This is a genomic window from Pseudobutyrivibrio ruminis DSM 9787 (assembly GCF_900218035.1).
GTDB classification, from domain to species: Bacteria; Bacillota; Clostridia; order Lachnospirales; family Lachnospiraceae; genus Pseudobutyrivibrio; species Pseudobutyrivibrio ruminis.
On the sequence record NZ_OBMR01000010.1, the window covers coordinates 67,344 to 93,143 of the forward strand.

The window sequence follows — 25,800 nt, forward strand, 5'->3', positions numbered from 1 at the left end:
TTGTATGATTATTGTATTGGGTGGGGATATGTTATGCGTAACATTATTAAAAAATATAATAATCTTAAAATAGGCCAAAAGCTTATTAGTATTTTCTTATTAATATCTATAATACCTATAATCCTTCTACAGGTATATCAATTTACTAGCGTCAGAAAAACTATGACGTCTCAGGTTGATGAAATCATTTATGATGATTTAGTCCAAATATCAGAACGAACTAATCTTAGCATAGAAAACTACACAAACCTTCTATATCAAATATATGTTGATGAGGATTTGATAGATGAAGTAATGGTCCTAATGAATGGAACAGAATCTAGAAAAGCAGCAGCACGAAGTGATATACGGGAAAAACTTCACAGATACACAAGTGTAGTAGAAGGTATTAGAGCTATAAGTCTTGTATGTAAGAATGGTGAATCTGTCACATATGACTTTGAGACTGATTCTTCCATGTTTAATATATGGCAAAAGTTTAATGATATGCGAATAGCTCCTCCATATTTGGATGCTGAAAGTAAATCAGGAATGGTCATTACACCTAGCATGAAGTTTGCAGAAAACAGTGGTACAAGCTACTATTTTCATATTTCAAAACGAATGTTTAATTTTGACATGCTTGAAAAAGGCAGCATAGCTACGGTAATTATGACTGTTGATGAAGATGTCTTAGATTCTATATGCAATTCTTCTGAAGCAAATACAAACGGAATAAACTTCATAGTTGATACAAATGGAAGAGTAGTATCTTATCCAGATGAAAAATATATTGCCACACAAGTAGGGGATGATATTAAAGCCTTCGTAAAAAATAGCGGTTATCTTTCTGAAACACACACACTAGGAGTCAATGAGTATATAGATGAATCTACCGGATGGACATTTATAAATGTATATGATGCAGATAAGATGCTAAAAGATGTAAGAAAAACTGAACTGATTACAATAATCATCTCTATTTCGGTAATACTTGTAGTTATTCTTATTATTATCTATACAACCAAAACCTTTAATAATTCTGTAAATACAATTGTTGAGGGAATGCAAACGGTACAAGAGGGAGACTTAGATAAAAGAATAAATATCCATAGCACTGATGAATTTGGAATTATTGCAAATAATTTTAATGTAATGACAGAACGAGTAAAAGAGTTAATGCATCAAATCTCATCTGCCAAAGATCGCCAACGACATGCAGAATTAAAAGCATTGGAAGCTCAAATAAACCCTCATTTTTTATATAACACCTTAGATACAATTAACTGGATGGCTATAGAGCATCATGAAAATGAGATTAGTAAAGCATTAAGTAATTTAGGTCTTATATTGAGACATTCAATTAGTAAAGTAGAAGATAAAACTCCTTTAAAACAGGAATGTGATTTTCTTACGAGATACTTGGATTTACAAGAACTTCGTTATGAGGGTTCTTTTAAATATGAGCTAATAATAGATCCAGAAGTAAAAAACATTGTTATACATAAGTTATTAATTCAACCATTTGTGGAAAATGCCATTATACATGGATTTGAAGGAATAGAAGAAGGTGGACTTCTTTCAATAAACATAGACTTATCTTACGACAAAAAATATCTTCAGATAAGTATTGCCGACAATGGAAACGGATTTGAAGAAGATCTGCTGGTCAAAATGAATGATAGGCAGTTCGTTATTGAGACCGATGATATTGAAGGCGTAGGTTTAGGACTAAGAAATGCATTTTCAAGATTAGTTATGTATTACGGAGATTTAGCACACTGGAATATTAACAGTGTAGAAGAAATAGGAACGGAAATAACCCTGTATATACCAATGAGTGAGTGTTGTTAGTTATGAACATAGTTATCGTAGAAGATGAAATTAAAATTAGAAATGGTTTATCACGACTGCTTTCTAGTTATGATGAGCACCAAGTAATAGCTAAGGCTAAGAATGGAAAGGAAGGAATCGATGCTATTATATCGCTTCGTCCAGACTTGGTTTTTACCGACATAAAGATGCCTGAAATGGATGGACTGCAGATGTTAGAGCAGCTCAAGGACGAAGGAATAGGCTGTCATAGTGTGATACTTACAGGTTATGCTGAATTTGATTATGCGAAAAGAGCATTAAACTGTGGTGCAGATGATTATCTATTAAAACCAATTACAGTGGACGCCGTTGATAAAGTTTTAAGCGATATATCTAAAAAAATCATTAAAGAAGCTACCAAAATAGATGCTAATCCGTCCTCATATATAAGAGCCATAATAACAGGTGCTTTAGATAACACAGAAGAAAATCTTAAGATAGCAGAGAGGATATTTGAACTGTTACCTGGGTATTCTCTTTCATTTGTTCGAGGATATAGCCCAAATGGTCGATTTAGTTATGATGCATTAGAAGAAAAGTTTAGAGATTACAAAGGATTATATATATCTGAGGATAGGAAAGATTTATTTCTTATAATTGACAAATCAACTAGTAGATATAAATCGAACGAAGATATATCGGCTATGTTAAATAGAAGACTTCCTGTGATTAGTGAATTAAAAGAATCAATTTGGTATATCTCTAACATACCAACCATTGAAAAGCTTAAAGATATTGCCTTGTCATCTGATAAAAAACTTCTCGTTTCACAGATGATAAATAAGAAGATCATTATTGAGAATGAGGTTTCCGAAATTGCTGAAAATGACTATAAATATAATCCTGAGATTGAGAAAGTAATAGAAAGAATCCTCGTTAAAGGCGATAAAAAGAATTGGGATGAATGGAGTGAAAACTTTATAAATGACATATTGGGAAAAGGCTATAATCCATCCTCAATAAGACAGCTATACATGAACCTTTCCAACTATATAATGCAACTTTCTGTAAAGATTTGGCCAGAAAAGGGACGCCAACTCAGAGAATTAGAATCAGTTGAAAAGATTTCTAAAGCAAAAGTATTGTATGAATTAAAGGAATGTTTGGATGAACAGGCTAGTATAATTTATACAAATGAGACTTCACGTGATGATATTCATAATTATACTATTCTAAGGGCTATTGCCTATATTAGGGAGAACTATGCCAATAAAATATCACAGGAAGATGTAGCCAATTACTTATCAATTACTCCAGAATACTTAAGTACATTGTTTCACCGTGAAATGAATAAAACATTTTCAGTCTTTGTAAATGAGTTTAGGGTTAGTCATGCTAAAAGACTTCTTAAGGGAAGTGATTTAAAAATATATGAAATAGCAGAACAAGTCGGTTTTACTGACACAAAATATTTTAATAGGGTTTTTAAAGACATCGAAGGCATATCACCTAAGGAGTTTAGAGAACGATGAAAAAGTATTTAAAAACAACACTTACAGCTCTGCTTATATTATCAATGATAACCAGCTGTGGGAGTACATCTAATGAAACTAATTCAAACGAAAAAGAAAAACAGCATTTGCTTATATGGTCTTATTATGAAACAGATGCTCAAGCAGATGGATTAGATGAGTTAACAGAATCTTTTAATTCTAGTCAAGATGAATATGAAATATCATGGGAATATGTTCCCATGACTGAATTCGATAAGAAAATATCACGAGCATATACAGAGCAAGAACTTCCAGATATTGTGATAATAGATAATCCGGATATGAAAAAGTTCATTCAATTAGATATGTTTGAGGATATTACAAGCTATGCGAGTACTTTAAACTTAGAAACAGATTATTACAGTGCTTCTGTAAATACCGTAAAGTATAACAACTTATATTATGGCGTACCATTTAATAGTAATAATGTATGTCTGATATACAGAAAAGATATGTTAAATGCGGCAAACATCACTCCACCTGAGACATGGGATCAGCTCAAAGATGCTGCCGCAAAACTCACTACGGAGGATAACTACGGCTTTCTAATGAGTGCCATGAACTCAGAACAGGGTGCATTTCAAATCCTATCTTGGGTAATGGCTGCTTCAAACTCAGATTCGCAAATAACAGTTGAAGCATTAAGTAGCGCATACGAATATTTAGCTGATTTGATTAACGAAGGATATATGCCAGCTGATTGTTTGAATTACAGTCAGACAGATATTGCAAGACGATTTATTAAGGGCGATATTGCAATGATGGAGAATGGACCATGGGTGTTTCCCATGTTAGATGAAGCTGGTATTGACTATGGACTTGCACCTATGCCTAAAAATAAAAGAAATGCAGTAATTCTAGGAGGTGAGAACTTAGGAATAATAAAAGGGAAAAATATAGAAGGTTCTATTGCATTTATAAAATTTTGCATGGAAAAAGGTGGGACAGAAACCTTTTGTGCAAAAGCAAATCTTCTACCATCACGAATAGAATCTGCTAATAATATAATAATTGATAATCCAAAACTTGAAATTATCGCAGAACAAATGGATTATGCTATTGTTCGAACTGATCTTGAAAACTATACTAGTACTTCTAAACAGCTCACAAGCAATTTTAAAAATGTTGTAACTGGAGACTTATCGGCCCAAGAAGCGGCCCAAGCAACATTAAATTAAATTTGGTTGAACATAGTCCACCTTTTTTAATATATTAGAATTTTTTAATTCCAAAACCTCTCTTAGAATACTTATATAAACAAAGAGATATTTAATATCTCTTATATGAGTATCCGAAGGGAGGTTTTTTATGAGATTTAAAAAAGCCGTATCAATGGCACTAGCAGGAGCCATGGCAGCATCGCTTATGGTGGGATGTGGTAGTTCTGGGGAAACAACCACAACAGATTCTTCAGCATCAAATTCGACAACAGAAACTGCTTCTAATGGGGAAAAACAAGAAGTTGTTATCTGGGATTATTTTGAAACAGATGCACAAAAAGAAATGATGCAAACTTTGATTGATGGATTCAATTCATCCCAAGATCAGTATGTAGCAAGTCATACATATGTACCATTTGCTGACTATGAAAAGCAGTTAACTCTCGGTATAGCATCAGGTGAACTTCCAGACGTTGTAATCTTGGATGGTTGTGACATGTCATCATTTATTGCTATGGATTTATTTGGAGATATCTCAGATGCTAACATTGATTGGTCAGAATATCTCGAAGGCCCAATGAATTCTACTATGATGGATGGTAAACATTATGGCCTTCCATTTGCCACAAACTGTACAGCATTATTCTACAACAAAGATATTTTAGATGATGCCGGAGTTCCATATCCTGATGAAAACACTACATGGGAAGAGTTTCATGAGATGGCAAAGAAACTTACAGATTATGGCGTAACTGGATTTGGTAATGCTGCTATTGGCACTGATGAAGGTACATTCCAATGCTTACAGTGGTTATATACAGCCGGTGGTTCTTACACAGATATCGAAGGTGGCAAGGATGCATACCAACTTATGCAAGATATGATTAGTGACGGTTCATGGTCAAAGGAATGCGTAAACTGGGCACAGACAGATGTTTGCAATAACTGGAAAGCAGGAAATATTGCAATGATGCAGAATGGTCCATGGCAGATTCCTGGTATTGAAGCAGATGCTCCAGATATGAACTATGGAGTAACAGTTCTTCCAAAGAAGGATGCATCTAGTGGACAAGCTACATCTATCCTTGGTGGAGAAAACATGGGCGCAGTAAAGAAAGACAACATGGATGGAGCAAAGGCATTTCTTGAGTATTACAACCAAACAGATGTTATGGTTAATGCAATGAAACAGTATGGTTCTTTCCCTCCTAAGACTGAAGCTGCAAAGGATAGCTATTGGACAGATGATCCAATTCAGAAGGAGTTTATAACACAGCTTGAGACATCAATTCCTAGAGGCCCATCACCAATTTGGCCATCATATTCAAATGCAATTCAGACTGGTTTCCAGGAAGTTCTTACTCTTGCTAAATCACCAGATCAGGCTGCAAAAGACACTCAGGCTGCAGTTGATGCCGTTAAGTAATAATAATCATTTGGCGGGGAATTCTTTCCCCGCTATTTTTGAAATAACAATTTTGGAGGGATGTTATGATTTCTAAAAAGAAGAAACTAAATGGACCAGGGAAGATGGGCTTTCTCTTTTCTCTGCCAGCAGTAATCTATATGCTTATTTTTGTTGGATATCCCACAATTTCAAATTTAGTACTTAGTTTAAAAAACGTTAATGTTTTTAATTTCTCAAGACCAGAAGCTCAAGACTTTATTGGCCTAACCAACTACATAGAATTGTTTACAGATGCGAATTCTGTAATGAGTAGGGCCATTTTAAATACTTTAATATTTACAGTGGCATCTATCTTTTTCCAATTCATCATAGGTTTTATATTGGCTTTATTATTTAGCAAAAAATTTCCAGCATCATCTTTCTTTAGAGGTGCAACTATGATTTCATGGTTACTTCCTGTTACTGTTGCAGGCCTCTTGTTCAAGTTTATTTTTGCTAGTTCTGGCGGTATAGCTAATCAAATATTAATGGCTTTACATATAATAGATTCTCCTATTGATTGGTTATTGAATGGTCCAACTGCAATGGTTGCAATAGTGGTAGCCAATATTTGGATAGGTATTCCATTCAATATGATGCTACTTCTTACTGGGTTAACAACTGTACCTGCAGACATTTATGAAAGTGCAAAAATTGATGGAGCAAACAAAATTCAAACATTATTCAAGATAACAATACCAGTAATTAAGCCAGCAATAATGTCTGTGCTTACACTTGGATTCGTATATACATTTAAAGTATTCGATTTAGTATGGGTTATGACAAAAGGTGGCCCAATCAATGCAACTGAATTGGCTTCTACATATGCTTATAAATTGTCTTTTGAACAATTCGAATTCAGTAAAGGAGCGGCTTCTGCTAATATTCTTTTCTTAATACTATTTATAGTTGGTATGTTCTACATCAAACTAATAAATGCAGAAGAGGAGGTAATGTAAGATGAAACATGAAAAAAGAGAAAATGCCATAAGTTTTGGCGTGGGATTCATTATTTTTGTGATTCTCATGTTTCCTCTGTATTGGATGCTTGTTACTTCGCTTAAAACACAAGTAGAAATCTTTCAGGTTCCTACACCTTTATGGCCTAAGAATTTAACTTTTGAAGCCTTCCAAAGCCAGTTTTCGGAGACTTCATCGACTATGAAAGGCTTTAAGAATAGTTTTTTAATTGCTTTTTCAGCTATGGCAATATCAACTATTTTGTCAATTCCGGCAGCATATGGTTTAGCTCGTTTTAGATTTAATTCTAAAAAGCTTTTAATTCTATTTTTCCTTATGATGCAAATGTTGCCATCAACACTTATTCTGACTCCGCTTTATATCATGTTTTCAAAGATGGGGTTGTTAAATAACTATTTAGCACCAATTCTTGCTGATGCAACTTTAGGAATACCTTTTTCAATAATCATTCTTAGAACTTACTTCTTATCCATACCTAAGGAATTGGACGAAGCCGCAGCTATAGATGGATGTAATCCGGTAACATCATTCTTTAAAATAATGTTACCAATAGCTAAACCTGGAGTAATAGTAGCTGCTGTGTTCTCGTTCGTTTATGCATGGGGCGATTTAATATACGGAATCACATTTATGACAGATCCAAATATGAGACCTATCACTTCAAATATTTACAATTACGTACAGCAATATCAAACATTATGGAATGCTACAATGGCCTTTGGTCTTGTTGCTATCTTCCCAATCGTATTGATATTTATCTTCATGCAGAAATACATTGTAAGTGGATTAACAAATGGTGCTGTTAAAGCGTAGGGGGACTAATGAAATATAAAGCAAATTCTTCAATTCCAATTAAGAATATTAAAATTACAGATAAATTCTGGAATAAATATCGTGACCTTGTTGGCGAGGTAATAATTCCATATCAATGGGATGTGTTAAATGATCGTCTTAAGGATGTAGAAACAAGCCATTGCATTGAAAACTTTAAAATAGCGGCAGGTCTTTCAAATGGTAATTATGAGGGTGCAGTATTCCAAGATACAGATCTGGCAAAGTGGCTTGAAGCTGTTGGCTTTTATCTTTCTTCATATGGAAGAGATGAAAAGTTGGAAGCTCTTGCAGATGAAGCAATTGATTTAATTGAAAAGGCACAGCAACCAGACGGCTATTTGGATACATACTTCATTATTAATGCACCAGATAAAAAATGGAAAAACTTATGTGAGGGACATGAGTTATATACAGCTGGTCATTTCATGGAAGCAGCAGTTGCATATTATGAAGCTACCGGTAAAAGAAAAATTCTTGATATTGTATGTCGTTTAGCCGATTTGCTTTGCACTGTTTTTGGTGATGGTAAAAATCAGTGTCACGGATATCCCGGACATCCTGAAGTGGAAGTAGGTCTTGTAAAACTATACCGAACAACTGGTGAAAAAAAATATCTCGATTTAGCAAAACACTTTATTGATATAAGAGGTGTTGGAGAAAACTATTTTTTAGAAGAAGAAAAGCAGCAAGGCTTCGAAAGAATCTTTCCTGAATTTATGAATTATGATCCAAGCTATAGTCAATCACATCTTCCTGTACGTGAGCAAGAGACTGCTGAGGGGCATGCAGTTAGAGCTGGATATTTGTACAGTGCAATGGCTGATGTGGCTGCTGAAACAGATGATAAAGAGCTTTTAGATGCTTGCAAAACAATTTGGGATGATATGGTCCATAAAAGAATGTATATTACAGGAAGTATAGGTTCTTCTGGTTGGTTAGAACGTTTTACTACTGATTACGATCTTCCAAATGACTGCAATTACTCAGAAAGCTGTGCATCGATTGCTCTTGCCATGTTTGGTAAGAGGATGGCTGAAATAACAAAAGATGCAACATATTATGACGATGTAGAAAGAGCACTCTATAATACAGTTCTTGCAGGAATTGCAATGGATGGCAAAAGCTTTTTCTATGTAAATCCACTTGAAGTTTGGCCTGATGTATGCAAAGATCACACCTCACGTTTACATGTAAAAAGTGAGCGGCAAAAGTGGTTTGGAGTAGCATGTTGCCCTCCTAATATAGCGAGAACTCTAGCTTCCCTTGGACAATACATCTCATTTGTTGAGGACAAAATACTGTACATTAACATGTTTGTATCGTCAGTTATAGAAGCTGAAGTTTCAGGACAAACAATAAATGTAAAGATGGACAGTGAAGTTCCATGGAATGGTAAAGTTAAGCTAGTTCTTACATCAGCTGATGAAATGTCAGGAAATGTAGCCATTAGAATTCCATATTATGCTATAAATCCAACAATCAGTATTAATGAATCAAATATTGCAATTGCACAAAAGGACGGATATACATATATTCCTCTTACAGGAAAAACTATGGATATTGAGTTCTCATTTGATATGAAAGCAAGATTTATTCATTCTAATCCAAGAGTAAGAGCTGATGCAGGAAAAATTGCTATTATGAAAGGACCAATCGTTTATTGCTTAGAACAAGTAGATAATGGCGATAATCTTGCTAGCATTTTTGTATCAAACAAAACACCTCTTGCAGAAGAGTTTGACCAAAATCTTTTAAGTGGAACAATAAAGATTACTTTTAAAGGTATTAAGCTAAAAGAAGATAATTGGAATCCAAAAAGTCTATATGATGAAAAAGAAAGTATCTTTGAAGATATAAATCTTACAGCTGTTCCTTATTGTTATTGGGGAAATCGAAATAAGAACGAAGAAATGACCGTATGGATTAAAGAAACATTCAATTAAGAATCCCAATCATAACATCCTTATAAATGGCCTTAGAAATCAATCTCTAAGGCCATTATTTTATATCTAACTGTACAAAAAACTGCTAATACAGTGCACGTAATTGAGTGGGTGCTCGACTTTTTATTTGAATTGGGTATAATAATGCAAAAGTGAGTTGTAATGCAGAGAAAAGAGGCTTGATATGGATACTAGGATGACGGTGATTGTGGATAATGTTTCGGCTGACGGAATCGAGGGAGAGTGGGGGCTTTCTATTTTGATTCAGCTGGGAGGTAAGCAGATTCTTTTGGATGCGGGGGCGTCTGAGCTGTTTGCTCATAATTTTGAGAAGCTTGGTTTTGATATTAGGGATGTGGATTACGGTGTGCTTAGCCATGCACATTATGACCATGCCAATGGTATGCCAAAGTTTTTTGAGGAGAATACGAAGGCGAAGTTTTTTGTGAGAGATAAGGCGGCTGAGAATTGTTACTATAAGAAGTTTTTTATAAGAGAGTACATTGGTATACGTAGGAATGTGCTTGAGAAGTATAGTGACAGGATTGAGTATGTTTCAGGAGATTATAAGCTTTGTGAGGGAGCTTATTTGATCCCACATAAGACGAAAGGGTTGTCACGCCTTGGTCAAAGAGAATGTATGTATTGTCGAACAGATGGCGGCTGGAAGGTTGATGATTTTTCTCATGAGCAGAGCCTTGTTATAGAGACTGAGAATGGGCTTGTTATTCTTAATAGCTGTTCACATGGTGGTGCGCTTAACATAATTAATGAGGTTAAAAGTACATTTCCTGATAAGAAAATTTGTGCTTATATAGGTGGTCTCCATTTGTATAACAAGTCGAAGAAGGAAATTAAGAAGGTGGCTCAGGAGCTGAAGGATAGTGATATTCAGTATATATATACAGGGCACTGCACAAAAAACAGAGCTTATGGCATTTTGCAGCAGGATTTAGGGGATAGACTTCATAAGCTTCATGTAGGGCTAAAGATTGAGTTTTAGGGATATTAATATTGCTATGCTTTATAACAAGGAGAACGATATTAATGGTTTTAGAAAATGAAAAAGTCAGAAGCGAAAAGTTGTATTGTGTAGGGTACCTCAAAAACCTCGGTAAATACATTTTATCGCAGACAGTACCTGCATCTGCTTGGTACAACAGATATTATGAAATCACAAAAGAGCAATATGATTCATTTGGTAGTGAGTCACTAGATGAATTTGCTAATGAATGTTTGTATTTTAAGCATGAAGATAAATTCTTGTTTTCGGACTTAATCTCTGAAAATAATGATTATAATAAATCCCTAAGACTTAAAGCAAAGGGCAACTAAATGCTCGAATGTATATATCTCTTATACAAATTAGAATTTAGAGATTTCTTTTTTCATCCATCAAAAGTTCAAACTCATGTAAATAATTCTGAAATCGCTGATCATCTTTCCCTTCTTCGCACATTTTCTTATGTTTGCATAAATTATAGAATACTCGATAACCATCTTTATCTCTTATTCCTATTTTGGTATAAGGCTTTGTTATGGAACCTTTAAGCGATTCCGGAAAATGTGCAAGCAAATTGGCTAGTTCTTCCATTGTAAACTGTGTAGGATTAAGTTCTAATTCCTCGATTTTGCTCTTGGATAAGCATATGAAATCCTTATCCTCAACAGACTTTCCCCACCACTCAAAATGTCTTATCCCAGTATTTATTATTGGTTTAAGAGATTGAATCGTCATACTCGCCGTAACCTTATTACCAATATGAAAGTTCACAAGATTAGGCGCAGTCTCAATCCTACCGATATCATGAAGTCTGCTAAAATCATATATTCCTAGTCCAATCAGATTTATATTTCCTGACATATTCCATAAGTCGATAGCTCGCTGATTAAAGAAATAATTGATATACTTAACTTTATTTAACTCACCTAAGCAAGCCAAATTCTCTACACTTTTATTTTTCCAAAAGGAAATCGCTTCAAATTGGTTGGCATATTTCGTAACAAAATACTCAAACGTCTCTTGCCTTAATCCAGAAATAATAATCGTTTTAGCATCTGGATATTTCTCTATCTCATCAATCTGATGATAGTTAATCATTCCGCCATCAACTTCTTTTTGACATAGATTAAGATCAAAAAGCTCCGGTGAAGGATCTGTAAAATTGCTTATATTAATCATAGTCTTCCTCTATATGTTTCATTTAGACAAACTGCCGATTTGTATACATTTTACAGTTCTTTTGTATAGTAATGTCTTTTGCCTGTATATGGATATTCAGCAAGTGTAAAAACTTCATCATACCCATGCTTTATATAAAACTCTGGTGCTTGAAATGAAAATGTATCAACTATCCGTTTATTTTAAATTTATCAACTTAATACTTTATATCTTAATCTAATGTATGAATCTTCTAAGACAGAGCACTCATCTAATTTAAGTACCCCTAAAGATGACAACTCCTTAGTTGTAGCTAATGATTCTCCATCTATCAATGTCGATGTCTCTCGCCCACCGACCAAAACAGGAGCGACTACAATATCCACATAATCTATTAATTTTTCTCTAAGAAACAAACCATTAACTGTGCCACCAGATTGAATTGTTAACCTATCACAATTGCATTCCGTTGCTAATCGTTCTAATGCATCTTTTATTGAGGGCTTTTCTTGGTAGATAATATGTAAATTCCTTTCTTTAACCTTAAATGCTGGATGTTCTGAATTTGATGTGATAATTACAGCATTCTTGGATAAAGCGCAAAAGTATTTAACACCATGTTCAGTTAAATGATGATTATCAAGAATTGCAAAAGATACCGCTGTTTTTGAAGGCTTATCTTTTGTATTCACACCCATCTTTTCCTGGACGCGGCCAGTATTAAAAGACCATAAATCTGTCGTTTGCTCAATTTCATAATATTGATGCAAGCCTTCTTTTAGTCCAGCAATATTAGGAAAATCCTTATCATAATCCATTTCATCAGTTGAGCCTGTACTGATTTTTCCATCGACTGACATTAGCATAAACAATGTTGTGATTGGTCTGTCCATAATTCCCCCTTGTATATTCTTTGATTTATCACTACAACAGAATACAATAATATACTCAATAATCCAATTATGACTTTTATTTAAGTGAATTATATATAGACTAATATAACACCATCACCATGGGGCACCTTAACAATGTGTTATGTTTAGATTTACCTTTTCTTTTAAAATATTATATTGATCCTCATCGGAGATATCAGAGTCTGTGATAATAGTATTAAAGTCTTTGATATCTCCGAACTTTTTCATGGTATGTTGCCCGAATTTTGAGTGGTCAACCAGAAGAATATTTTGCTCCGAATTTCTCATTACCGCTTGTTTTATTGAACAATCCATTTCTGTGCTGGTAACACCATAGACAGTATCTATAAAGCCTGTTCCTAGAAAGGCTGCGTTAAAATGAAAATTTGAAAGATAAGTCAAAGTATCCATATCCATAGGACCGCCGTTTGAGTCCTGATATTTACCAGGAGCTATGTATAATGTGACATATGGATTGTGAGAACACTCATGCATTACAGCCAATGAGCTTGTTACAACGGTGTGATGCAAAGGTGGAAGGTATCTAGTCATAAGCAATACTGTGGTACTTGGATCTAGATAAATTACATCATTTTCTTTAACAAGTTCTGCAGCTCGGCGTGCAATTGCTGCTTTAGCCTCGTAAAAGCTTTCTTTTCGCATGTCAAAAGTATGTAGAGATGAGCTTGGATGCCTGATAGTAGCACCTCCATAATGAGTAATAAGTATTCCCTGTTCTTCCATTATGTGTAAGTCTCTTCTGATTGTCATATCAGACACACCAAATTTTTGTGATAAATCCTTTACATATACGGTAGTCTGTTCTTTTAATAATTCGTATATAGATTCACGGCGGCCTATTCCATTATTTTCATTTACCTGTTTCATAGAAAGCTCCTTCAGAGAATATAATGTTTTATTAAACATAATTATATCACAGAAATTGGGAAATTAAACAACATCGAACATTAAACCGTGTTAATACATGTGCTATTATCTTTTTGCAATCGGAAATATAAAATATTGTTAGGAGATAGCAATGTGTAAGAAAAAGTATTTGTTTTTTGATATTGATGGCACACTAGCCGCAGGAGGATATGAAAATTTCTATATTCCTGACTCAACGGTTGTAGCGCTGCAAAAGCTTAAAAAGGCTGGTCATTTTCTATGTATTGCAACAGGCAGAGCTCAGGCTCTTGCAGTTGATATTATGAATGAGTTAGGTTTTGAAAATATGGTGAGTGATGGCGGTTATGGTATTACCATTAATAAAGCTCTATTAGGAATCAAGCCACTTCCAAAAGAAAACGTGGTTGCTTTAATAAGAGAATGTCAGGAAAAAGGATATCCATGGGGAATTCAGCCTGAAAATTCAGCTGTAAGATATGTGCCAGATGAGCGATTTAATGAAATCGCAAAGGATACATATATGGATCAAAAGATAGTTAAGGGATTGAATCCTGAAGATTATGAAAATATATATAAAGCATATGTAGCCTGCAGAGCAGAAGAGGAGAAAAATCTCAAAGCACTTGAGAATCTTCCCTGTTGTAGATTTCATGAACGATATTTGTTTATTGAGCCAAGCTACAAATCTGTAGGTATAAAAAAGATAATGGATTATTTTAAAGCTGATTATAATGATGCTGTTGTTTTTGGTGATTCTGGCAATGATATTTCAATGTTTACAGATGATTGGACCAAGGTTGCCATGGGAAATGCAATTCCTGAACTGAAGAAGCTTGCAGACTATGTGACTTCCGACGTTGATAAGGATGGAATTTACAATGCCTGCGAGAAGCTGGGATTATTTGATACTGTTGCTTGTTAATCCCTTTCAGCGTGATCTCGGTAAAGAGCGTTATGGAAGGTATTAATATAAGAAAAATATTTAAATTTGGGCTGTCTCAATTTAAGGGGCAGCCCGAACTTTTTTGTCTTAGTTTCTACCGACATAATTATTGACGAATCAAGTTATATTGAGTTATCATCTCATCAATGAAATAATACAGACGCTCATTGCTACCGAGTAATGGGATTCACGTCATTCCTTTGCCGTTAGGTCTTAGCAGGTGAGGGGGTGGCGATTTTTATTATTATTGGAATAGCTGGATTAAAAATATTATCAAAATAGAGAGGCGTTAATTATGTTTAGAGAAATGAGAAGATTTAAGCAACAGGTATCAGATGAGGAATGTATCGAGATATTAAAGACAACCAAACGTGGTGTGCTTTCTGTAATTGGTGATGATGGTTATCCATATGGTTTGCCTATTAACCATTATTATTGTGAAGAGGATGGAAAAATATACTTCCACGGGTCAAAAGCAGGACACAAAATTGATGCAATAAAATCATGTGATAAAGCAAGTTTCTGTGTATATAACGATGGTTACCGCAAAGAAGGGGATTGGGCTCTTAACATTACAAGTGTAATTACTTTTGGAAGAATCCATTTGGTAGAGGATGAAGCTACAGCTCTTAAAATCTGCTCTGAACTCACCAAAAAGTTTACTGATGACGACGAATATCTAAAACAGGAAATTCAAAATTCATTTCGTAATGTACAATGTCTTGAGCTTATACCAGAGCACATGACTGGTAAACTAGTAAATGAATCTTAAAAAATCATATTTATTATAACCTTATCTTGTTAGCAACAACTAACTCAATGTGATATTATTTTATACAGAATTAAGAAACATGTGAATAATATCAGAAAGAAGGTATAGTAATGCAATTTGAGGAAATGGGAAATATGTCAGGAAAGACGTTGATGTTATTGCCAGGGACATGCTGTGACTGGCAGACGAATTTTGGCTCAGTTATAGACAGTCTTTCTGAGAAATATCATCTAATATGTGTAAATTATGATGGTTTTGATGGAAGTGATGACATCTTTCCAGATATGATTACAGTAACTGAAAAAATAGAGAATTATATTAAAGAACATCATGCTGGCGTGCTTGACGGAGCAATCGGCTCATCACTAGGTTCTAGTTTTGTGGGACAGCTTGTCATGCGAAAGAACGTACATATAAATCATGCCATTTTTGGCAGTCCAGATCTTGATCAGAGCGGAAAAGTAGCTGCGAAGCTACAATCGATGCTTGTGGTGCCGATCCTAACTAGCTTTACTAATGGAGAAAAGAAGCGAAATAAGACAAAAGAAAAGCTAAAAAGTTTTTTCCTTATGAGCGATGAAACGGCAGAGAAATTTATTAATTGTTTTTCAAAATTCAATCCCGAATCGATTAAAAATGAATACTATACGGATTTACTGACGCATTTAGAAGAAGATATTAATGTAGATCACACAAAAGCACATTTTATTTATGCAAACAAAATGGGAGAGAAATATCTGAAGCGCTATAAGAAGTATTTTCATAATCCTGATATTCGAGAATTTGATATGCAGCATGAGCAATGGCTATTTGGAGAAAAAGAATATGCTGAGCCTGTGCTTGAGGCTATAGACGAATTTATGGATACAGCAATTTAAGGGATAATTCTAGAGGATAATCAAAAATAATAATGGGAAAGATTAATAGAGACGATATGCTGGAGCTTACTAGAAGAATGACTTCAGCAAGAAGCAACCTTGTGAGAATAGCAGGGGCTTATATAGATGAAGAAGGTTATATTGACGGTACCTTCAACACAAGCTTTTTAAGCCTGAAAGGCGAAGAAAAAAGAAGATGTCTTGAGATAGCGAAAGCTATTCCTTTTGCAAAGCCAAATGAGGAGCTCATTTCATATAAGATTCCAGGTCTTGGACCAGGTTCCATCTGGCAGATGATATATGCATTAAAAGACTGTGGCTTGCAAAACGATGCATTGATGCTAAATCTTTATGAGCTTATAGCAGAAAAATATCCTAAGGGAAGACCTTATGCCATCTATATGTATTACGGAGCGTATGATGTTCCTATCAAAGGATCTGATAAAGCCTACCAGGATGAATCAGAGGAAGTTTATCAGTATCTGATACTTGCTATTTCGCCAGTTGATGAAGAACAGATTCCACATAGCCCAGAGACTGGATTTCTTTATCCTGCATTTACAAATAGAAGCACAGATATAGCTCATGTGAACTTTTATAGCAAGGATTATGAAGAAGCAAAAGAACTGATGACATTTTTAAGTCTTTCTTAGATGAAAATATGGAAAAAGTAATGATGTAACATGTAATAAAAGTGACTATTCCCAAAACAACTCATCCAATGTTTTATCTAAAGCTTTGCAGATAGCAATGCAAAGCTTTATGGTTGGGTTGTAATCACCCTTTTCTATGGCGCTGATGGTCTGTCTGCTAACATCGCAAAGCTTTGCCAAATCTTCTTGTGATAAATCTTTTGCAGCACGAGCTGATTTTAAACGTAGATTTTTCATCGTTAACTCTCCCATTTATCCATTGCTTTTCTTGCAAAAAATATAATTGGAGTTATGCCGTATACTATAGCCATTGCCAGCTGAATAATAGTGTTGTTGAATTGTAATATTCCATTATCTATAGAAAGAGATAATTCATCTAATTCAAGAATAAAGGCTAGTATATTAATGACCGCAATAAAGCCATATATGATAAAAACACCCGAGCTTTTTTGATTAACCTGTATGAAAGCGTGGTTCCAAATGCTGTAGGCGATATAAACTGTCTCACCAACCACAATTGCCGTTATTGCAAGCAGAGATGATGATAGTCTCACAAAAATATCACCCAAAATAAAATCATATATAAAGTAAATTGCCAGAAAGATAGTAGTAGTAAAAAAGGCAAATCTATAAGCTTTTCCCCTAATCATTTCCTGCATTTCATCAAAATGCCCCTCATTATACTTGTGGGCAGGAATTGTAAATAATAGGCAAGTACCAAAAACTAGTGCAAATAGCACCAACACAAACATTTTATTATTATCCATGACTGAATTCTCCTATAAATTAATGTAAAAACAATGATGTAGATTGTAATGTGGCTTTAATTTAAGTATATCTCCAATGTGAAAAATGTCAACTATATTTTACATTATTCATATGGTAGGATTATATAATGTAGAATCCATAAGCATTCCTCATCACTTTTAAGTAAAGATTACAATTCACCTTCTTCATCTATAATTTGAAATCTAAGTAAACTGAGCCTATGTTTAAACTGTTGCAATTGCAACAACTCCAGTTTTGACAAATTGCTATATTGTATGTGTAAATATAGTTTGAATTGGAGGTTAGCCATGGAAGAGAAGAATATTGAATTATTAAAAGATTATATAAAGCGCCTTAGCAACGGAGAAAGTCTAGAATCTGTTCGTGCAGATTTTGTAGCAAATTTTTCTGATGTTGAGGCGTTTAATATAATGCAGGCTGAGCAACAGCTGATGAAAGAGGGTGTGCCTTTTACAGAGGTGCAAAAGCTTTGTGACGTTCATTCTGCATTGTTCCATGGTAAAACCAGAGAAGAAAAAATAGCTAATGCAGAAAAAGAAGTTGAAGCATCAGCTGCAAGAGTTACATCCAATATCACTATAGAAAAAAGAGAAGCTGCAAAAAAGCAGGCTGAAATAGTGGGACATCCACTTCACCTTTTTACTAAGGAAAATGAAGCTCTCACGGAAGTAATCAATAAAACCAAGAGTTTGATTAAAGATATTAAGATTGATCCATCTGATGATAACAATAGAAAAATAATTGAAATTATAGATAATCTCAGAAAAGTAGCTATCCACTATGCTAAGAAGGGTGATTTACTTTATCCTCATATGAAGTCTAAATACGAGATTTCAGGTCCTTCAGATGTTATGTGGTCTGTTGATGATGAGATAAGAGATGAGCTGAAATTTATAGCTGACTCTGATTTTAGAAATGCTGAATATTTGGGAAGATTAGAGCATGCCATTACCCGCATGGAGGAAATGATTTATAAGGAGCAGAATATTCTCTTTCCTATTTGCACTAAGTTTTTCACTGATGAAGAATGGTATAAGATTTATCAGGATTCAAAGGATTATGCGCCTTGCTTGGTTGATTTTGTAAAATGGCCTGAGGCAGAGACAGCACTGTCCAAAGAAAACGCTACTAGCAATGCTACAGAAGATATGATTAATCTGCCAGGTGGACATTTCACACCTGCTCAACTTAGAGCAATGCTCAATACTCTTCCCGTAGAAATATCATTTATAGATGAAAATGATATTAACTGTTTCTTTAACGAAGGACCCAAGCTATTTAAACGTGCAGGCATGGCCATAGGACGTGATGTGTATAGTTGTCATCCACCAAAGATTGAGATGATGGTTCGTTCTATAATTGGAGATTTCAAATCTGGCGCCAGGGATAAGGTGTCAGTTTGGATGGAAAAAGAAGGCATCCCAGTGCTTGTAGAGTACATTGCAGTTCGAGATGAAAATGGACAATATATCGGCACAATGGAATGCGTTCAAAAAATGGATGAAGCAAAAAAGCATTTTGAAAAATAAAATTATTTGATGACAAAGGTATTTCTATCGAAGTCGATAATTCCTTCGTCACGCATTTTACCAAGCTCTCTTGTCATGGCGCTGCGGTTGATGGATAAGTAATCAGCCAGCTGTGTTCGTGACAGGGGAGCTTTTATATATTTTGATTTTTGTTGCTGAGCAAGGGTTGAAATGTATGCCATAAGTTTTCCACGGATGGATTCTTTCGACATGATTTCCAGTTTATTCATATAGGAGATGCTTTTTTGCCCCAACAGATGAAACATGTTTTCTGCAATTCTGGCATGGAAGCTACAAGCATTTTCGCATGTGTGGATGATTTTTGAAGCAGCAAGAAATAATACTCTTGTTTTTTCTACGGCAACAAAAGTAACAGAAGATTCCTGCTCAACGCTGACGGCAAAGTTTTCTCCAAATAGTTCGCCTGGACCAACATAGGATAGAAGCGATGAGTTACCCCATATATCTTCTTTCAGAAGGTGCACATTTCCAAAAAGAACAATTCCGATATAAGGGACTTTGTCCTTTTCCATAATGATGGTTTCCCCTTTTTCAAAATCCTTTTTAAAGGAGTTGATGCAAATCAGTAGTTTATTCAAATTGTCCGGATGAATTCCCTCGAATAGGGGAATATCATTGTAATCTATTTCTTTCATGAGCTTATTATAAAATCAAACTGTTGCAATTGCAACAAACTGACTCCCGTTCTAGCTGTATATTATGAGCATCAAAGAAATCCGGTTAGAAAATGGAGGAAAACAATGGAAAATAAGATGTTTTGTTATCAGTGTCAGGAAACAGCAGGCTGCATTGGCTGCACAATGTCAGGTGTTTGTGGAAAGAAGCCAGAGGTAGCAAATCTTCAGGATTTATTGGTATACGTTACCAAAGGAATTTCATTTGTAACAACAAAGCTTAGAGCAGAGGGTAAAGAGGTTTCAGAAGATATTAATCATATGATTTCGGTAAATCTTTTTACAACAATTACAAATGCAAATTTTGATTATGATTCAATAGCCCAGAAGATCGAAGATACTATTAATGCTAAGGAACAGTTATTAGAAAAGCTTACAGATAAGAGTAATCTTCCAGATGCGGCTATCTGGGATGGAGATAAATCACAGTATGATGAAAAAGCTAAGACAGTAGGTGTTCTTTCAACTAAGGATGAAGATATTCGATCATTGAGAGAGTTGATAACATATGGCCTTAAGGGACTTGCTGCTTATTCGAAGCATGCAAATGCTCTTTTAAAGGATAATAAGGATGTTGATGCATTCCTTCAAAAAGCGCTTGCAGCTACTTTAGATGATAGTCTTTCAGTAGATGATTTGGTTGCGCTAACTCTTGAGACAGGAAAATATGGAGTGGATGGCATGGCACTTCTTGATGAAGCCAATACATCAGCTTATGGAAATCCTGAAATCACAAAAGTAGATATAGGCGTTAGAAATAACCCTGGTATTCTTATTTCTGGTCATGACCTGAAGGACTTGGAAATGCTTTTAGAGCAGACTAAGGGTACAGGAGTAGATGTATATACTCACTCAGAAATGTTACCAGCCCACTATTACCCATTCTTTAAGAAATATGATAATTTTGCTGGAAACTATGGTAATGCATGGTGGAAGCAAAAGGAAGAATTTGCTAGCTTCAATGGCCCAATTCTGATGACAACAAACTGTATCGTGCCACCAGCAGATTCTTATAAAGATAGAATGTTTACAACAGGTGCTGCAGGATATCCTGGATGTAAGCATATTGATGCGCCTTATGGTGAAACAAAGGATTTCTCTGAAATCATTGAAATGGCAAAGAAATGTGATGCACCTACGGAAATTGAACGTGGTGAAATTATCGGAGGATTTGCTCATGAGCAGGTATTTGCTCTTGCAGATAGTGTAGTAGATGCAGTTAAAACTGGAGCAATCAAAAAGTTTGTTGTAATGGCTGGTTGCGATGGAAGAGCAAAGAGTAGAAGCTACTATACTGAGTTTGCTAAGGCGCTTCCAAAGGACACAGTGATTCTTACAGCAGGATGTGCAAAGTACAAATACAATAAGCTAAACCTTGGTGATATCAATGGAATTCCAAGAGTTTTGGATGCAGGACAGTGTAACGACTCATATTCGTTGGCGCTTATCGCATTAAAGCTCAAGGAAGTGTTTGAACTTGATGATGTTAATGAACTTCCAATTGTTTACAACATTTCATGGTATGAGCAGAAGGCTGTAATAGTTCTTCTTGCACTACTTTACCTCGGAGTAAAGAACATCCACCTTGGCCCAACACTTCCTGCATTTCTTTCACCAAATGTTGCAAACGTTCTTGTTCAGAATTTTGGTATAGCGGGAATCACAAATGTAAAAGATGATATTAAGGCATTGATATAACCATATATCTAAAAATATTATATAAATTTATATTTTTGAGTATAATAGTACTGTAAGATGTAGGCAGATATCGAAAGGAGAGGAAAATGAGTAGGGTGAACAACTGGAAGTAGATTTACTGAAGGCGATTCACAACCCTGTAAAGGATATTAAATAATAGAAAATAGGGCTGCGCTCAGCAGCCCTATTTTTTCAATCAAGAAATCCTCTAACTAATCTCTTTAAATTTCTCAACTTCTATATTTAAAGTTTTTATAGTTTCTCTGTTATTCTCAGATTCACTTTGAATATCCTCAACTGATTGATGGAGTGTGTTCATTTCTTCCGTGGATTTTATAAGTGCGGCAACGCTGTTTTCGGATGCAACGCTGATTTCGCTGATGCCAGCAGAAAGTGATTCGGTGAGCTCTTCCATAGTTCTTGCGTGGTCAGAGAACTTCATTAAAAGTTTGTTAATCTTCGTAATTCCGTTTTGGTTTTCAACAGCATTTTCAACAAACTTGTCATAGTCAACAAGTATGCTTGATGTGAGATATTCAAGTAATTCGTTGGCGTTGGCCACAAGCTCATGGACGGAATCAAGAACGATGACATTAGTTTCTTGAATTCGGTTTGCTATGGCCTTTGTGTTTTCAGATAAGCTTTGAATTTCTGTAGCAACTACAGCAAATCCACGGCCTGCATCTCCGGCTCGGGCTGCTTCAATTGAAGCGTTAAGGGCTAACAAATTAGTCTGGTCTGAAATGGAAAGAATGTTGTCAGTAAGTTCTCTTATGTTTTCCACAGAACTACTTTTCTCAATTGATTCTTCCATGCGAGAACTAATATCTTCAATCATGTTCATGGTCTGTGCTTTGCTTGTTTCAGAATTGTTTTTAGCAAGTTCAGCATGTGCAAGCAATTCCTGAACCTGAGCTGTGTTCTCCACAGAACCATCTTTTATCTCTTTTGCAGCAGTAAGAATATTCATTGAAGACTCATCGATAGTTTGAAGAGTTGCATTTATTTCTTCCATGTTTGCAGAAAGCTCGCTGAGGCTTTCAAAGATGGAAGCGGAAGTGGTTTCACAATCATTTATGTTGTTATTCATGTTGAATGTTGCAGACTGGATGTTACTTGAACCATTTTGAATAGATTTTATTACCTGCTGTAATTCATCTAAAAATGTATTTATTCCAATGGCGATTTTGCCAACTTCATCTTCGTACAAGTAATCCATACGCATTGTCAAATCACCCTGTCCGGCTTGAAGCTCATCAATCATCTGGTTCATTCTTGACTGCATATTATCAAGAGGCTTAAGTACTGTTCTAAGTGTAATGAAAATTGCAATTCCCATAGAGATAATAAAGATAATACCCATCACGATTGTGATAGCAGTAGCACGATTAACACGGATTTTTACAAGTCCTGTTTCGTGCTCGACCAAAGAATCAAGGGTGTTTAAATATTCGGTTTCAGGGGTTTGCATATCGGCAACAATAGTTGATAAGGTCTGATATTCTGATTTAAGTATGGCAGGATTACCGGCATTTATTGCGGCAGCAACCTTATATGCCTGAGTAGCATAAGCCTGAATTGAATCATAATAATCAGCGTAAGAATCGCGGAGTGAATCATTCATTTCTGCATCAGAAAATGCATCAACGTCAGCCTTAATTGATTCAGAAGTTTCCAGTAATCCATCAACTAAAGCACTGTAATCGCTTACTACTGCCCAATCTTGGCCGTTCATTTTTGTCAGGGCTCCGATTTCGAGCATAGCCATGTTCTGCTTTAAATCATTCTGAAGAGATTTTAATTCCACAGTATAATCTGCCAATAGGGTTGTAGACAGCTGGACTTGGTCGTTAGTTACTCCGCTCATACCAGCATTTATCGAAAACAAAATCAGCAGAACTACTAGGATTGTTAAAATTCGTAGTTTAATTGACTTTTTCATATACAAAATCCTCCATTATCTCATTTTGTTAGAAGCAATATACCATCATTCTCGCGGAATGATATTTATATAGGATAACTGGTCGTTTTGGAAGTATAACTGACAGCCCGAAGAAAATTATTGTTTCTTTCGCTCCTTTAATAGTGTAAAGTTTAAACAAAGATGTAGGGAAACGGGAATACAAAAGGAGAGAAGATGCAACAGAATGAAATGGAAAAGCAGTATTTAAGGATTTTGTCCAAGCAATTTCCTAATGTAGCATCCACTGCTACAGAAATTATTAACTTGCAGTCGATTCTTAGCCTTCCAAAAGGCACAGAGCACTTTCTTTCGGATATTCACGGTGAATATGAGCAATTCGCTCATGTTTTAAGAAATGGCTCGGGAGCGGTGAAGCGCAAAATCGATGAAGAGTTTGGCAACATGCTTTCGGAGAAAGAGAAGAGAGATTTAGCCACCCTTATTTATTATCCAGAAGAGCGAATCAGAATGATTAAAGAATCAGGCTGGGGTAATTCAATGGACGACTGGTATGTTGTGATGATTAACCGCCTGATTCAAGTATGCAAGGCAGCTGCTAGCAAATATACCAGGTCAAAGGTGCGAAAAGCTTTGCCAAAGGATTTTGCATACGTTATTGAGGAGCTTATTACTGGCAGGCGAGACCACAGTGACCAGGAAGCATACTTTAACGAAATTATCCACACGGTAATTCGTATTGGAAAAGCGCCAGAGCTTATTGTGGCGCTATCGAATGCAATCAGCCGTTTTGTGGTGGATCATCTTCATATTGTAGGAGATATTTACGACAGAGGGCCAGGTCCACATATCTGCATGGATATTCTTATGAAGTATCATAGTGTGGACATTCAATGGGGAAATCATGATGTAGTTTGGATGGGAGCTGCAACAGGACAGCTTGCTTGTATCGCCACAGTGCTCAGATTTTCTGCTAGATATGGAAACCTTGATATTCTTGAAGATGGCTATGGCATAAATCTTCTTCCACTGTTCAAATTTGCTATGGAGACCTACAAGGAGGATCCTTGCGACCAGTTTGCTTTACACTATCGTGAGGGCGAATACGATTTGGCAAATGCGGAAATTGACAGGAAGATGCACAAGGCCATAGCAATCATTCAGTTTAAAATTGAGGGACAACTCATAAAAGAACATCCTGAATTTAATATGGATGACAGACTTCTTCTAGATAAGATGGATCTAACAAGGGGAGTTGTCCTTATAGATGGTAAAGAGTATGAGCTTTTAGATTGCAATTTTCCAACAGTTAATCCAGAGGACCCTTATGCTTTATCCAAAGAAGAAAAGGATGTAATGGATAAGCTTCGAGTAGCTTTTATGAAATGTGAGAAGCTACAGGAGCATGTAGGATTTTTATATCGTAAAGGCGGATTATATAAGACTTACAATAACAACATTCTTTTTCATGGTTGTGTCCCTCTTGATGACAAGGGCCAATTCAAGGATGTGGAATTGTGTGGCAAACACTATAAAGGAAAAGCATTGTATGACGCCCTAGAACAGCTTCTTAGAAAGGGTTACTATGCAATAGACCCGGAGGAGAAACAAAAGGGCATGGATATGCTTTGGTATACATGGTGCCACGCAAATTCTCCTGTGTTCGGGAAAGACAAAATGGCCACATTTGAGCGCTATTTTGTAGCAGACAAAGAGACACATGTGGAGAAAAAAAATCCATATTACACTTGGTATGACAAAGACGAAACTGTAACTATGATTCTCAATGAGTTTGGTCTTAACGCACCTGAGAGCCACATTATAAATGGCCATGTTCCAGTGGAGGCTAAAAAGGGCGAACTCCCTATCAAGTGTGGTGGAAGATTAATAGTAATCGACGGAGGATTTTCAAAAGCTTATCAACCAAAGACTGGTATCGCGGGATACACACTTACATATAATTCATATGGTTTCTTACTTGCGGCACATGAGCCTTTTGAATCTGTAGAAAAAGCAGTGGAAACCGGAAGCGATATTCATTCTGACACAGTGCTTGTTCAACACGTGGACAGACGAAAGACTGTGGCAGACACAGACAATGGACAAGCATTAAAGCAGAATATTATGGAGCTTGAAGAATTGCTTGAAGCATATCGCACAGGTATATTGGTTGAATCATAAAATAGTTGAATTTTAAAGGATATTTAGAGTAGAATAGAGCCCAAA

General features: G+C 35.5%; 23 protein-coding genes. 16 read left to right on the forward strand and 7 right to left on the reverse strand.

What is annotated here, in order from left to right; all coding sequences use genetic code 11:
* Positions 1-33 precede the first annotated feature (33 nt).
* The 9 genes from CRN97_RS10875 to CRN97_RS10915 all read left to right on the forward strand — a co-directional run bounded on the left by CRN97_RS10875 (position 34) and on the right by CRN97_RS10915 (position 11,047).
* On the forward strand, positions 34-1,833 hold the full coding sequence (locus CRN97_RS10875) for a cache domain-containing sensor histidine kinase (RefSeq protein ID WP_097076905.1): 1,800 nt from the start codon (positions 34-36) through the stop codon (positions 1,831-1,833).
* Between the two features lie 2 nt (positions 1,834-1,835).
* Positions 1,836-3,326 (forward strand): response regulator transcription factor, encoded by a 1,491-nt coding sequence (locus CRN97_RS10880; RefSeq protein WP_097076906.1) that lies wholly within the window; start codon positions 1,836-1,838, stop codon positions 3,324-3,326.
* The gene (locus CRN97_RS10885) at positions 3,323-4,525 is read left to right on the forward strand and encodes a sugar ABC transporter substrate-binding protein (protein ID WP_097076907.1); all 1,203 of its coding nucleotides are present in this window, start codon (positions 3,323-3,325) and stop codon (positions 4,523-4,525) included. Before CRN97_RS10880 ends, CRN97_RS10885 begins: the two co-directional genes overlap by 4 nt.
* Before the next feature lie 130 nt (positions 4,526-4,655).
* Entirely contained in the window at positions 4,656-5,933 is a 1,278-nt protein-coding gene (locus tag CRN97_RS10890; protein WP_242962079.1) for an extracellular solute-binding protein, read from the forward strand.
* Between the two features lie 65 nt (positions 5,934-5,998).
* Positions 5,999-6,913, forward strand: coding sequence for a carbohydrate ABC transporter permease (locus tag CRN97_RS10895; RefSeq protein WP_330400132.1), 915 nt, complete (start codon positions 5,999-6,001; stop codon positions 6,911-6,913).
* 1 nt (position 6,914) lies between these two features.
* On the forward strand, positions 6,915-7,748 hold the full coding sequence (locus CRN97_RS10900; protein WP_074791745.1) for a carbohydrate ABC transporter permease: 834 nt from the start codon (positions 6,915-6,917) through the stop codon (positions 7,746-7,748).
* A gap of 8 nt (positions 7,749-7,756) precedes the next feature.
* Positions 7,757-9,712, forward strand: a complete 1,956-nt coding sequence (locus CRN97_RS10905) for a glycoside hydrolase family 127 protein (RefSeq protein WP_097076908.1) — start codon at positions 7,757-7,759, stop codon at positions 9,710-9,712.
* Between the two features lie 184 nt (positions 9,713-9,896).
* A complete protein-coding gene (locus tag CRN97_RS10910) occupies positions 9,897-10,715 on the forward strand; it encodes an MBL fold metallo-hydrolase (RefSeq protein ID WP_097076909.1) in 819 nt (272 codons plus the stop codon).
* Between the two features lie 44 nt (positions 10,716-10,759).
* Positions 10,760-11,047 carry an ABC transporter ATP-binding protein gene (locus tag CRN97_RS10915; RefSeq protein WP_097076910.1) on the forward strand — a complete coding sequence of 96 codons (288 nt, stop codon included), beginning with the start codon at positions 10,760-10,762 and terminating at the stop codon, positions 11,045-11,047.
* 37 nt (positions 11,048-11,084) lie between these two features.
* On the opposite strand, the gene CRN97_RS10920 is transcribed toward CRN97_RS10915, so the two are convergent.
* The 3 genes from CRN97_RS10920 to CRN97_RS10935 form a co-directional block, all read right to left on the reverse strand.
* Positions 11,085-11,894, reverse strand: a complete 810-nt coding sequence (locus CRN97_RS10920; protein WP_097076911.1) for a hypothetical protein — start codon at positions 11,892-11,894, stop codon at positions 11,085-11,087.
* A gap of 191 nt (positions 11,895-12,085) precedes the next feature.
* Positions 12,086-12,766: a dihydrofolate reductase family protein gene (locus tag CRN97_RS10930; RefSeq protein ID WP_097076912.1), complete on the reverse strand. Its 681-nt coding sequence runs from the start codon at positions 12,764-12,766 to the stop codon at positions 12,086-12,088.
* Positions 12,767-12,895: 129 nt separating this feature from the next.
* Positions 12,896-13,675, reverse strand: coding sequence for a DeoR/GlpR family DNA-binding transcription regulator (locus CRN97_RS10935; RefSeq protein WP_179670744.1), 780 nt, complete (start codon positions 13,673-13,675; stop codon positions 12,896-12,898).
* Positions 13,676-13,826: 151 nt separating this feature from the next.
* On the opposite strand from CRN97_RS10935, the gene CRN97_RS10940 reads away from it, so the two are divergent.
* The 4 genes from CRN97_RS10940 (at position 13,827) to CRN97_RS10955 (ending at position 16,942) form a co-directional block, all read left to right on the forward strand.
* Positions 13,827-14,618 (forward strand): HAD-IIB family hydrolase, encoded by a 792-nt coding sequence (locus tag CRN97_RS10940; RefSeq protein ID WP_090477948.1) that lies wholly within the window; start codon positions 13,827-13,829, stop codon positions 14,616-14,618.
* Between the two features lie 316 nt (positions 14,619-14,934).
* Positions 14,935-15,411, forward strand: coding sequence for a pyridoxamine 5'-phosphate oxidase family protein (locus tag CRN97_RS10945; protein ID WP_097076914.1), 477 nt, complete (start codon positions 14,935-14,937; stop codon positions 15,409-15,411).
* Positions 15,412-15,521: 110 nt separating this feature from the next.
* A complete protein-coding gene (locus CRN97_RS10950; protein ID WP_242962081.1) occupies positions 15,522-16,289 on the forward strand; it encodes an alpha/beta fold hydrolase in 768 nt (255 codons plus the stop codon).
* Positions 16,290-16,321: 32 nt separating this feature from the next.
* On the forward strand, positions 16,322-16,942 hold the full coding sequence (locus CRN97_RS10955) for a DUF4317 family protein (protein ID WP_097076915.1): 621 nt from the start codon (positions 16,322-16,324) through the stop codon (positions 16,940-16,942).
* A 45-nt stretch (positions 16,943-16,987) separates the two neighbouring features.
* Here CRN97_RS10955 and CRN97_RS10960 read toward each other — a convergent pair whose 3' ends face one another.
* Complete coding sequence (locus CRN97_RS10960; protein WP_029319104.1) at positions 16,988-17,179, reverse strand: helix-turn-helix transcriptional regulator; 192 nt, start codon at positions 17,177-17,179, stop codon at positions 16,988-16,990.
* 2 nt (positions 17,180-17,181) lie between these two features.
* On the reverse strand, positions 17,182-17,709 hold the full coding sequence (locus tag CRN97_RS10965) for a hypothetical protein (RefSeq protein WP_097076916.1): 528 nt from the start codon (positions 17,707-17,709) through the stop codon (positions 17,182-17,184).
* 309 nt (positions 17,710-18,018) lie between these two features.
* On the opposite strand from CRN97_RS10965, the gene CRN97_RS10970 reads away from it, so the two are divergent.
* Entirely contained in the window at positions 18,019-19,260 is a 1,242-nt protein-coding gene (locus CRN97_RS10970; RefSeq protein ID WP_242962083.1) for a DUF438 domain-containing protein, read from the forward strand.
* Positions 19,261-19,262: 2 nt separating this feature from the next.
* On the opposite strand, the gene CRN97_RS10975 is transcribed toward CRN97_RS10970, so the two are convergent.
* Positions 19,263-19,916, reverse strand: coding sequence for a Crp/Fnr family transcriptional regulator (locus tag CRN97_RS10975; RefSeq protein WP_033151745.1), 654 nt, complete (start codon positions 19,914-19,916; stop codon positions 19,263-19,265).
* 105 nt (positions 19,917-20,021) lie between these two features.
* On the opposite strand from CRN97_RS10975, the gene hcp reads away from it, so the two are divergent.
* On the forward strand, positions 20,022-21,653 hold the full coding sequence (gene hcp, locus CRN97_RS10980; protein WP_097076918.1) for a hydroxylamine reductase: 1,632 nt from the start codon (positions 20,022-20,024) through the stop codon (positions 21,651-21,653).
* 208 nt (positions 21,654-21,861) lie between these two features.
* Here the strand turns inward: hcp and CRN97_RS10985 are convergent, their stop codons facing one another.
* Positions 21,862-23,595 carry a methyl-accepting chemotaxis protein gene (locus CRN97_RS10985; protein WP_097076919.1) on the reverse strand — a complete coding sequence of 578 codons (1,734 nt, stop codon included), beginning with the start codon at positions 23,593-23,595 and terminating at the stop codon, positions 21,862-21,864.
* A gap of 195 nt (positions 23,596-23,790) precedes the next feature.
* On the opposite strand from CRN97_RS10985, the gene CRN97_RS10990 reads away from it, so the two are divergent.
* Complete coding sequence (locus tag CRN97_RS10990; protein WP_097076920.1) at positions 23,791-25,755, forward strand: fructose-1,6-bisphosphatase; 1,965 nt, start codon at positions 23,791-23,793, stop codon at positions 25,753-25,755.
* Positions 25,756-25,800 lie beyond the last annotated feature (45 nt).

Excerpts from the sequence above, each read along its gene's own strand:
- CRN97_RS10875 (WP_097076905.1), top strand. The coding sequence starts at position 34 with ATGCGTAACATTATTAAAAAATATAATAATCTTAAAATAGGCCAAAAG.
- CRN97_RS10880 (WP_097076906.1), top strand. The coding sequence starts at position 1,836 with ATGAACATAGTTATCGTAGAAGATGAAATTAAAATTAGAAATGGTTTA.
- CRN97_RS10885 (WP_097076907.1), top strand. The coding sequence starts at position 3,323 with ATGAAAAAGTATTTAAAAACAACACTTACAGCTCTGCTTATATTATCA.
- CRN97_RS10890 (WP_242962079.1), top strand. The coding sequence starts at position 4,656 with ATGAGATTTAAAAAAGCCGTATCAATGGCACTAGCAGGAGCCATGGCA.
- CRN97_RS10895 (WP_330400132.1), top strand. The coding sequence starts at position 5,999 with ATGATTTCTAAAAAGAAGAAACTAAATGGACCAGGGAAGATGGGCTTT.
- CRN97_RS10900 (WP_074791745.1), top strand. The coding sequence starts at position 6,915 with ATGAAACATGAAAAAAGAGAAAATGCCATAAGTTTTGGCGTGGGATTC.
- CRN97_RS10905 (WP_097076908.1), top strand. The coding sequence starts at position 7,757 with ATGAAATATAAAGCAAATTCTTCAATTCCAATTAAGAATATTAAAATT.
- CRN97_RS10910 (WP_097076909.1), top strand. The coding sequence starts at position 9,897 with ATGGATACTAGGATGACGGTGATTGTGGATAATGTTTCGGCTGACGGA.
- CRN97_RS10915 (WP_097076910.1), top strand. The coding sequence starts at position 10,760 with ATGGTTTTAGAAAATGAAAAAGTCAGAAGCGAAAAGTTGTATTGTGTA.
- CRN97_RS10920 (WP_097076911.1), bottom strand. The coding sequence starts at position 11,894 with ATGATTAATATAAGCAATTTTACAGATCCTTCACCGGAGCTTTTTGAT.
- CRN97_RS10930 (WP_097076912.1), bottom strand. The coding sequence starts at position 12,766 with ATGGACAGACCAATCACAACATTGTTTATGCTAATGTCAGTCGATGGA.
- CRN97_RS10935 (WP_179670744.1), bottom strand. The coding sequence starts at position 13,675 with ATGAAACAGGTAAATGAAAATAATGGAATAGGCCGCCGTGAATCTATA.
- CRN97_RS10940 (WP_090477948.1), top strand. The coding sequence starts at position 13,827 with ATGTGTAAGAAAAAGTATTTGTTTTTTGATATTGATGGCACACTAGCC.
- CRN97_RS10945 (WP_097076914.1), top strand. The coding sequence starts at position 14,935 with ATGTTTAGAGAAATGAGAAGATTTAAGCAACAGGTATCAGATGAGGAA.
- CRN97_RS10950 (WP_242962081.1), top strand. The coding sequence starts at position 15,522 with ATGCAATTTGAGGAAATGGGAAATATGTCAGGAAAGACGTTGATGTTA.
- CRN97_RS10955 (WP_097076915.1), top strand. The coding sequence starts at position 16,322 with ATGGGAAAGATTAATAGAGACGATATGCTGGAGCTTACTAGAAGAATG.
- CRN97_RS10960 (WP_029319104.1), bottom strand. The coding sequence starts at position 17,179 with ATGAAAAATCTACGTTTAAAATCAGCTCGTGCTGCAAAAGATTTATCA.
- CRN97_RS10965 (WP_097076916.1), bottom strand. The coding sequence starts at position 17,709 with ATGGATAATAATAAAATGTTTGTGTTGGTGCTATTTGCACTAGTTTTT.
- CRN97_RS10970 (WP_242962083.1), top strand. The coding sequence starts at position 18,019 with ATGGAAGAGAAGAATATTGAATTATTAAAAGATTATATAAAGCGCCTT.
- CRN97_RS10975 (WP_033151745.1), bottom strand. The coding sequence starts at position 19,916 with ATGAAAGAAATAGATTACAATGATATTCCCCTATTCGAGGGAATTCAT.
- hcp (WP_097076918.1), top strand. The coding sequence starts at position 20,022 with ATGGAAAATAAGATGTTTTGTTATCAGTGTCAGGAAACAGCAGGCTGC.
- CRN97_RS10985 (WP_097076919.1), bottom strand. The coding sequence starts at position 23,595 with ATGAAAAAGTCAATTAAACTACGAATTTTAACAATCCTAGTAGTTCTG.
- CRN97_RS10990 (WP_097076920.1), top strand. The coding sequence starts at position 23,791 with ATGCAACAGAATGAAATGGAAAAGCAGTATTTAAGGATTTTGTCCAAG.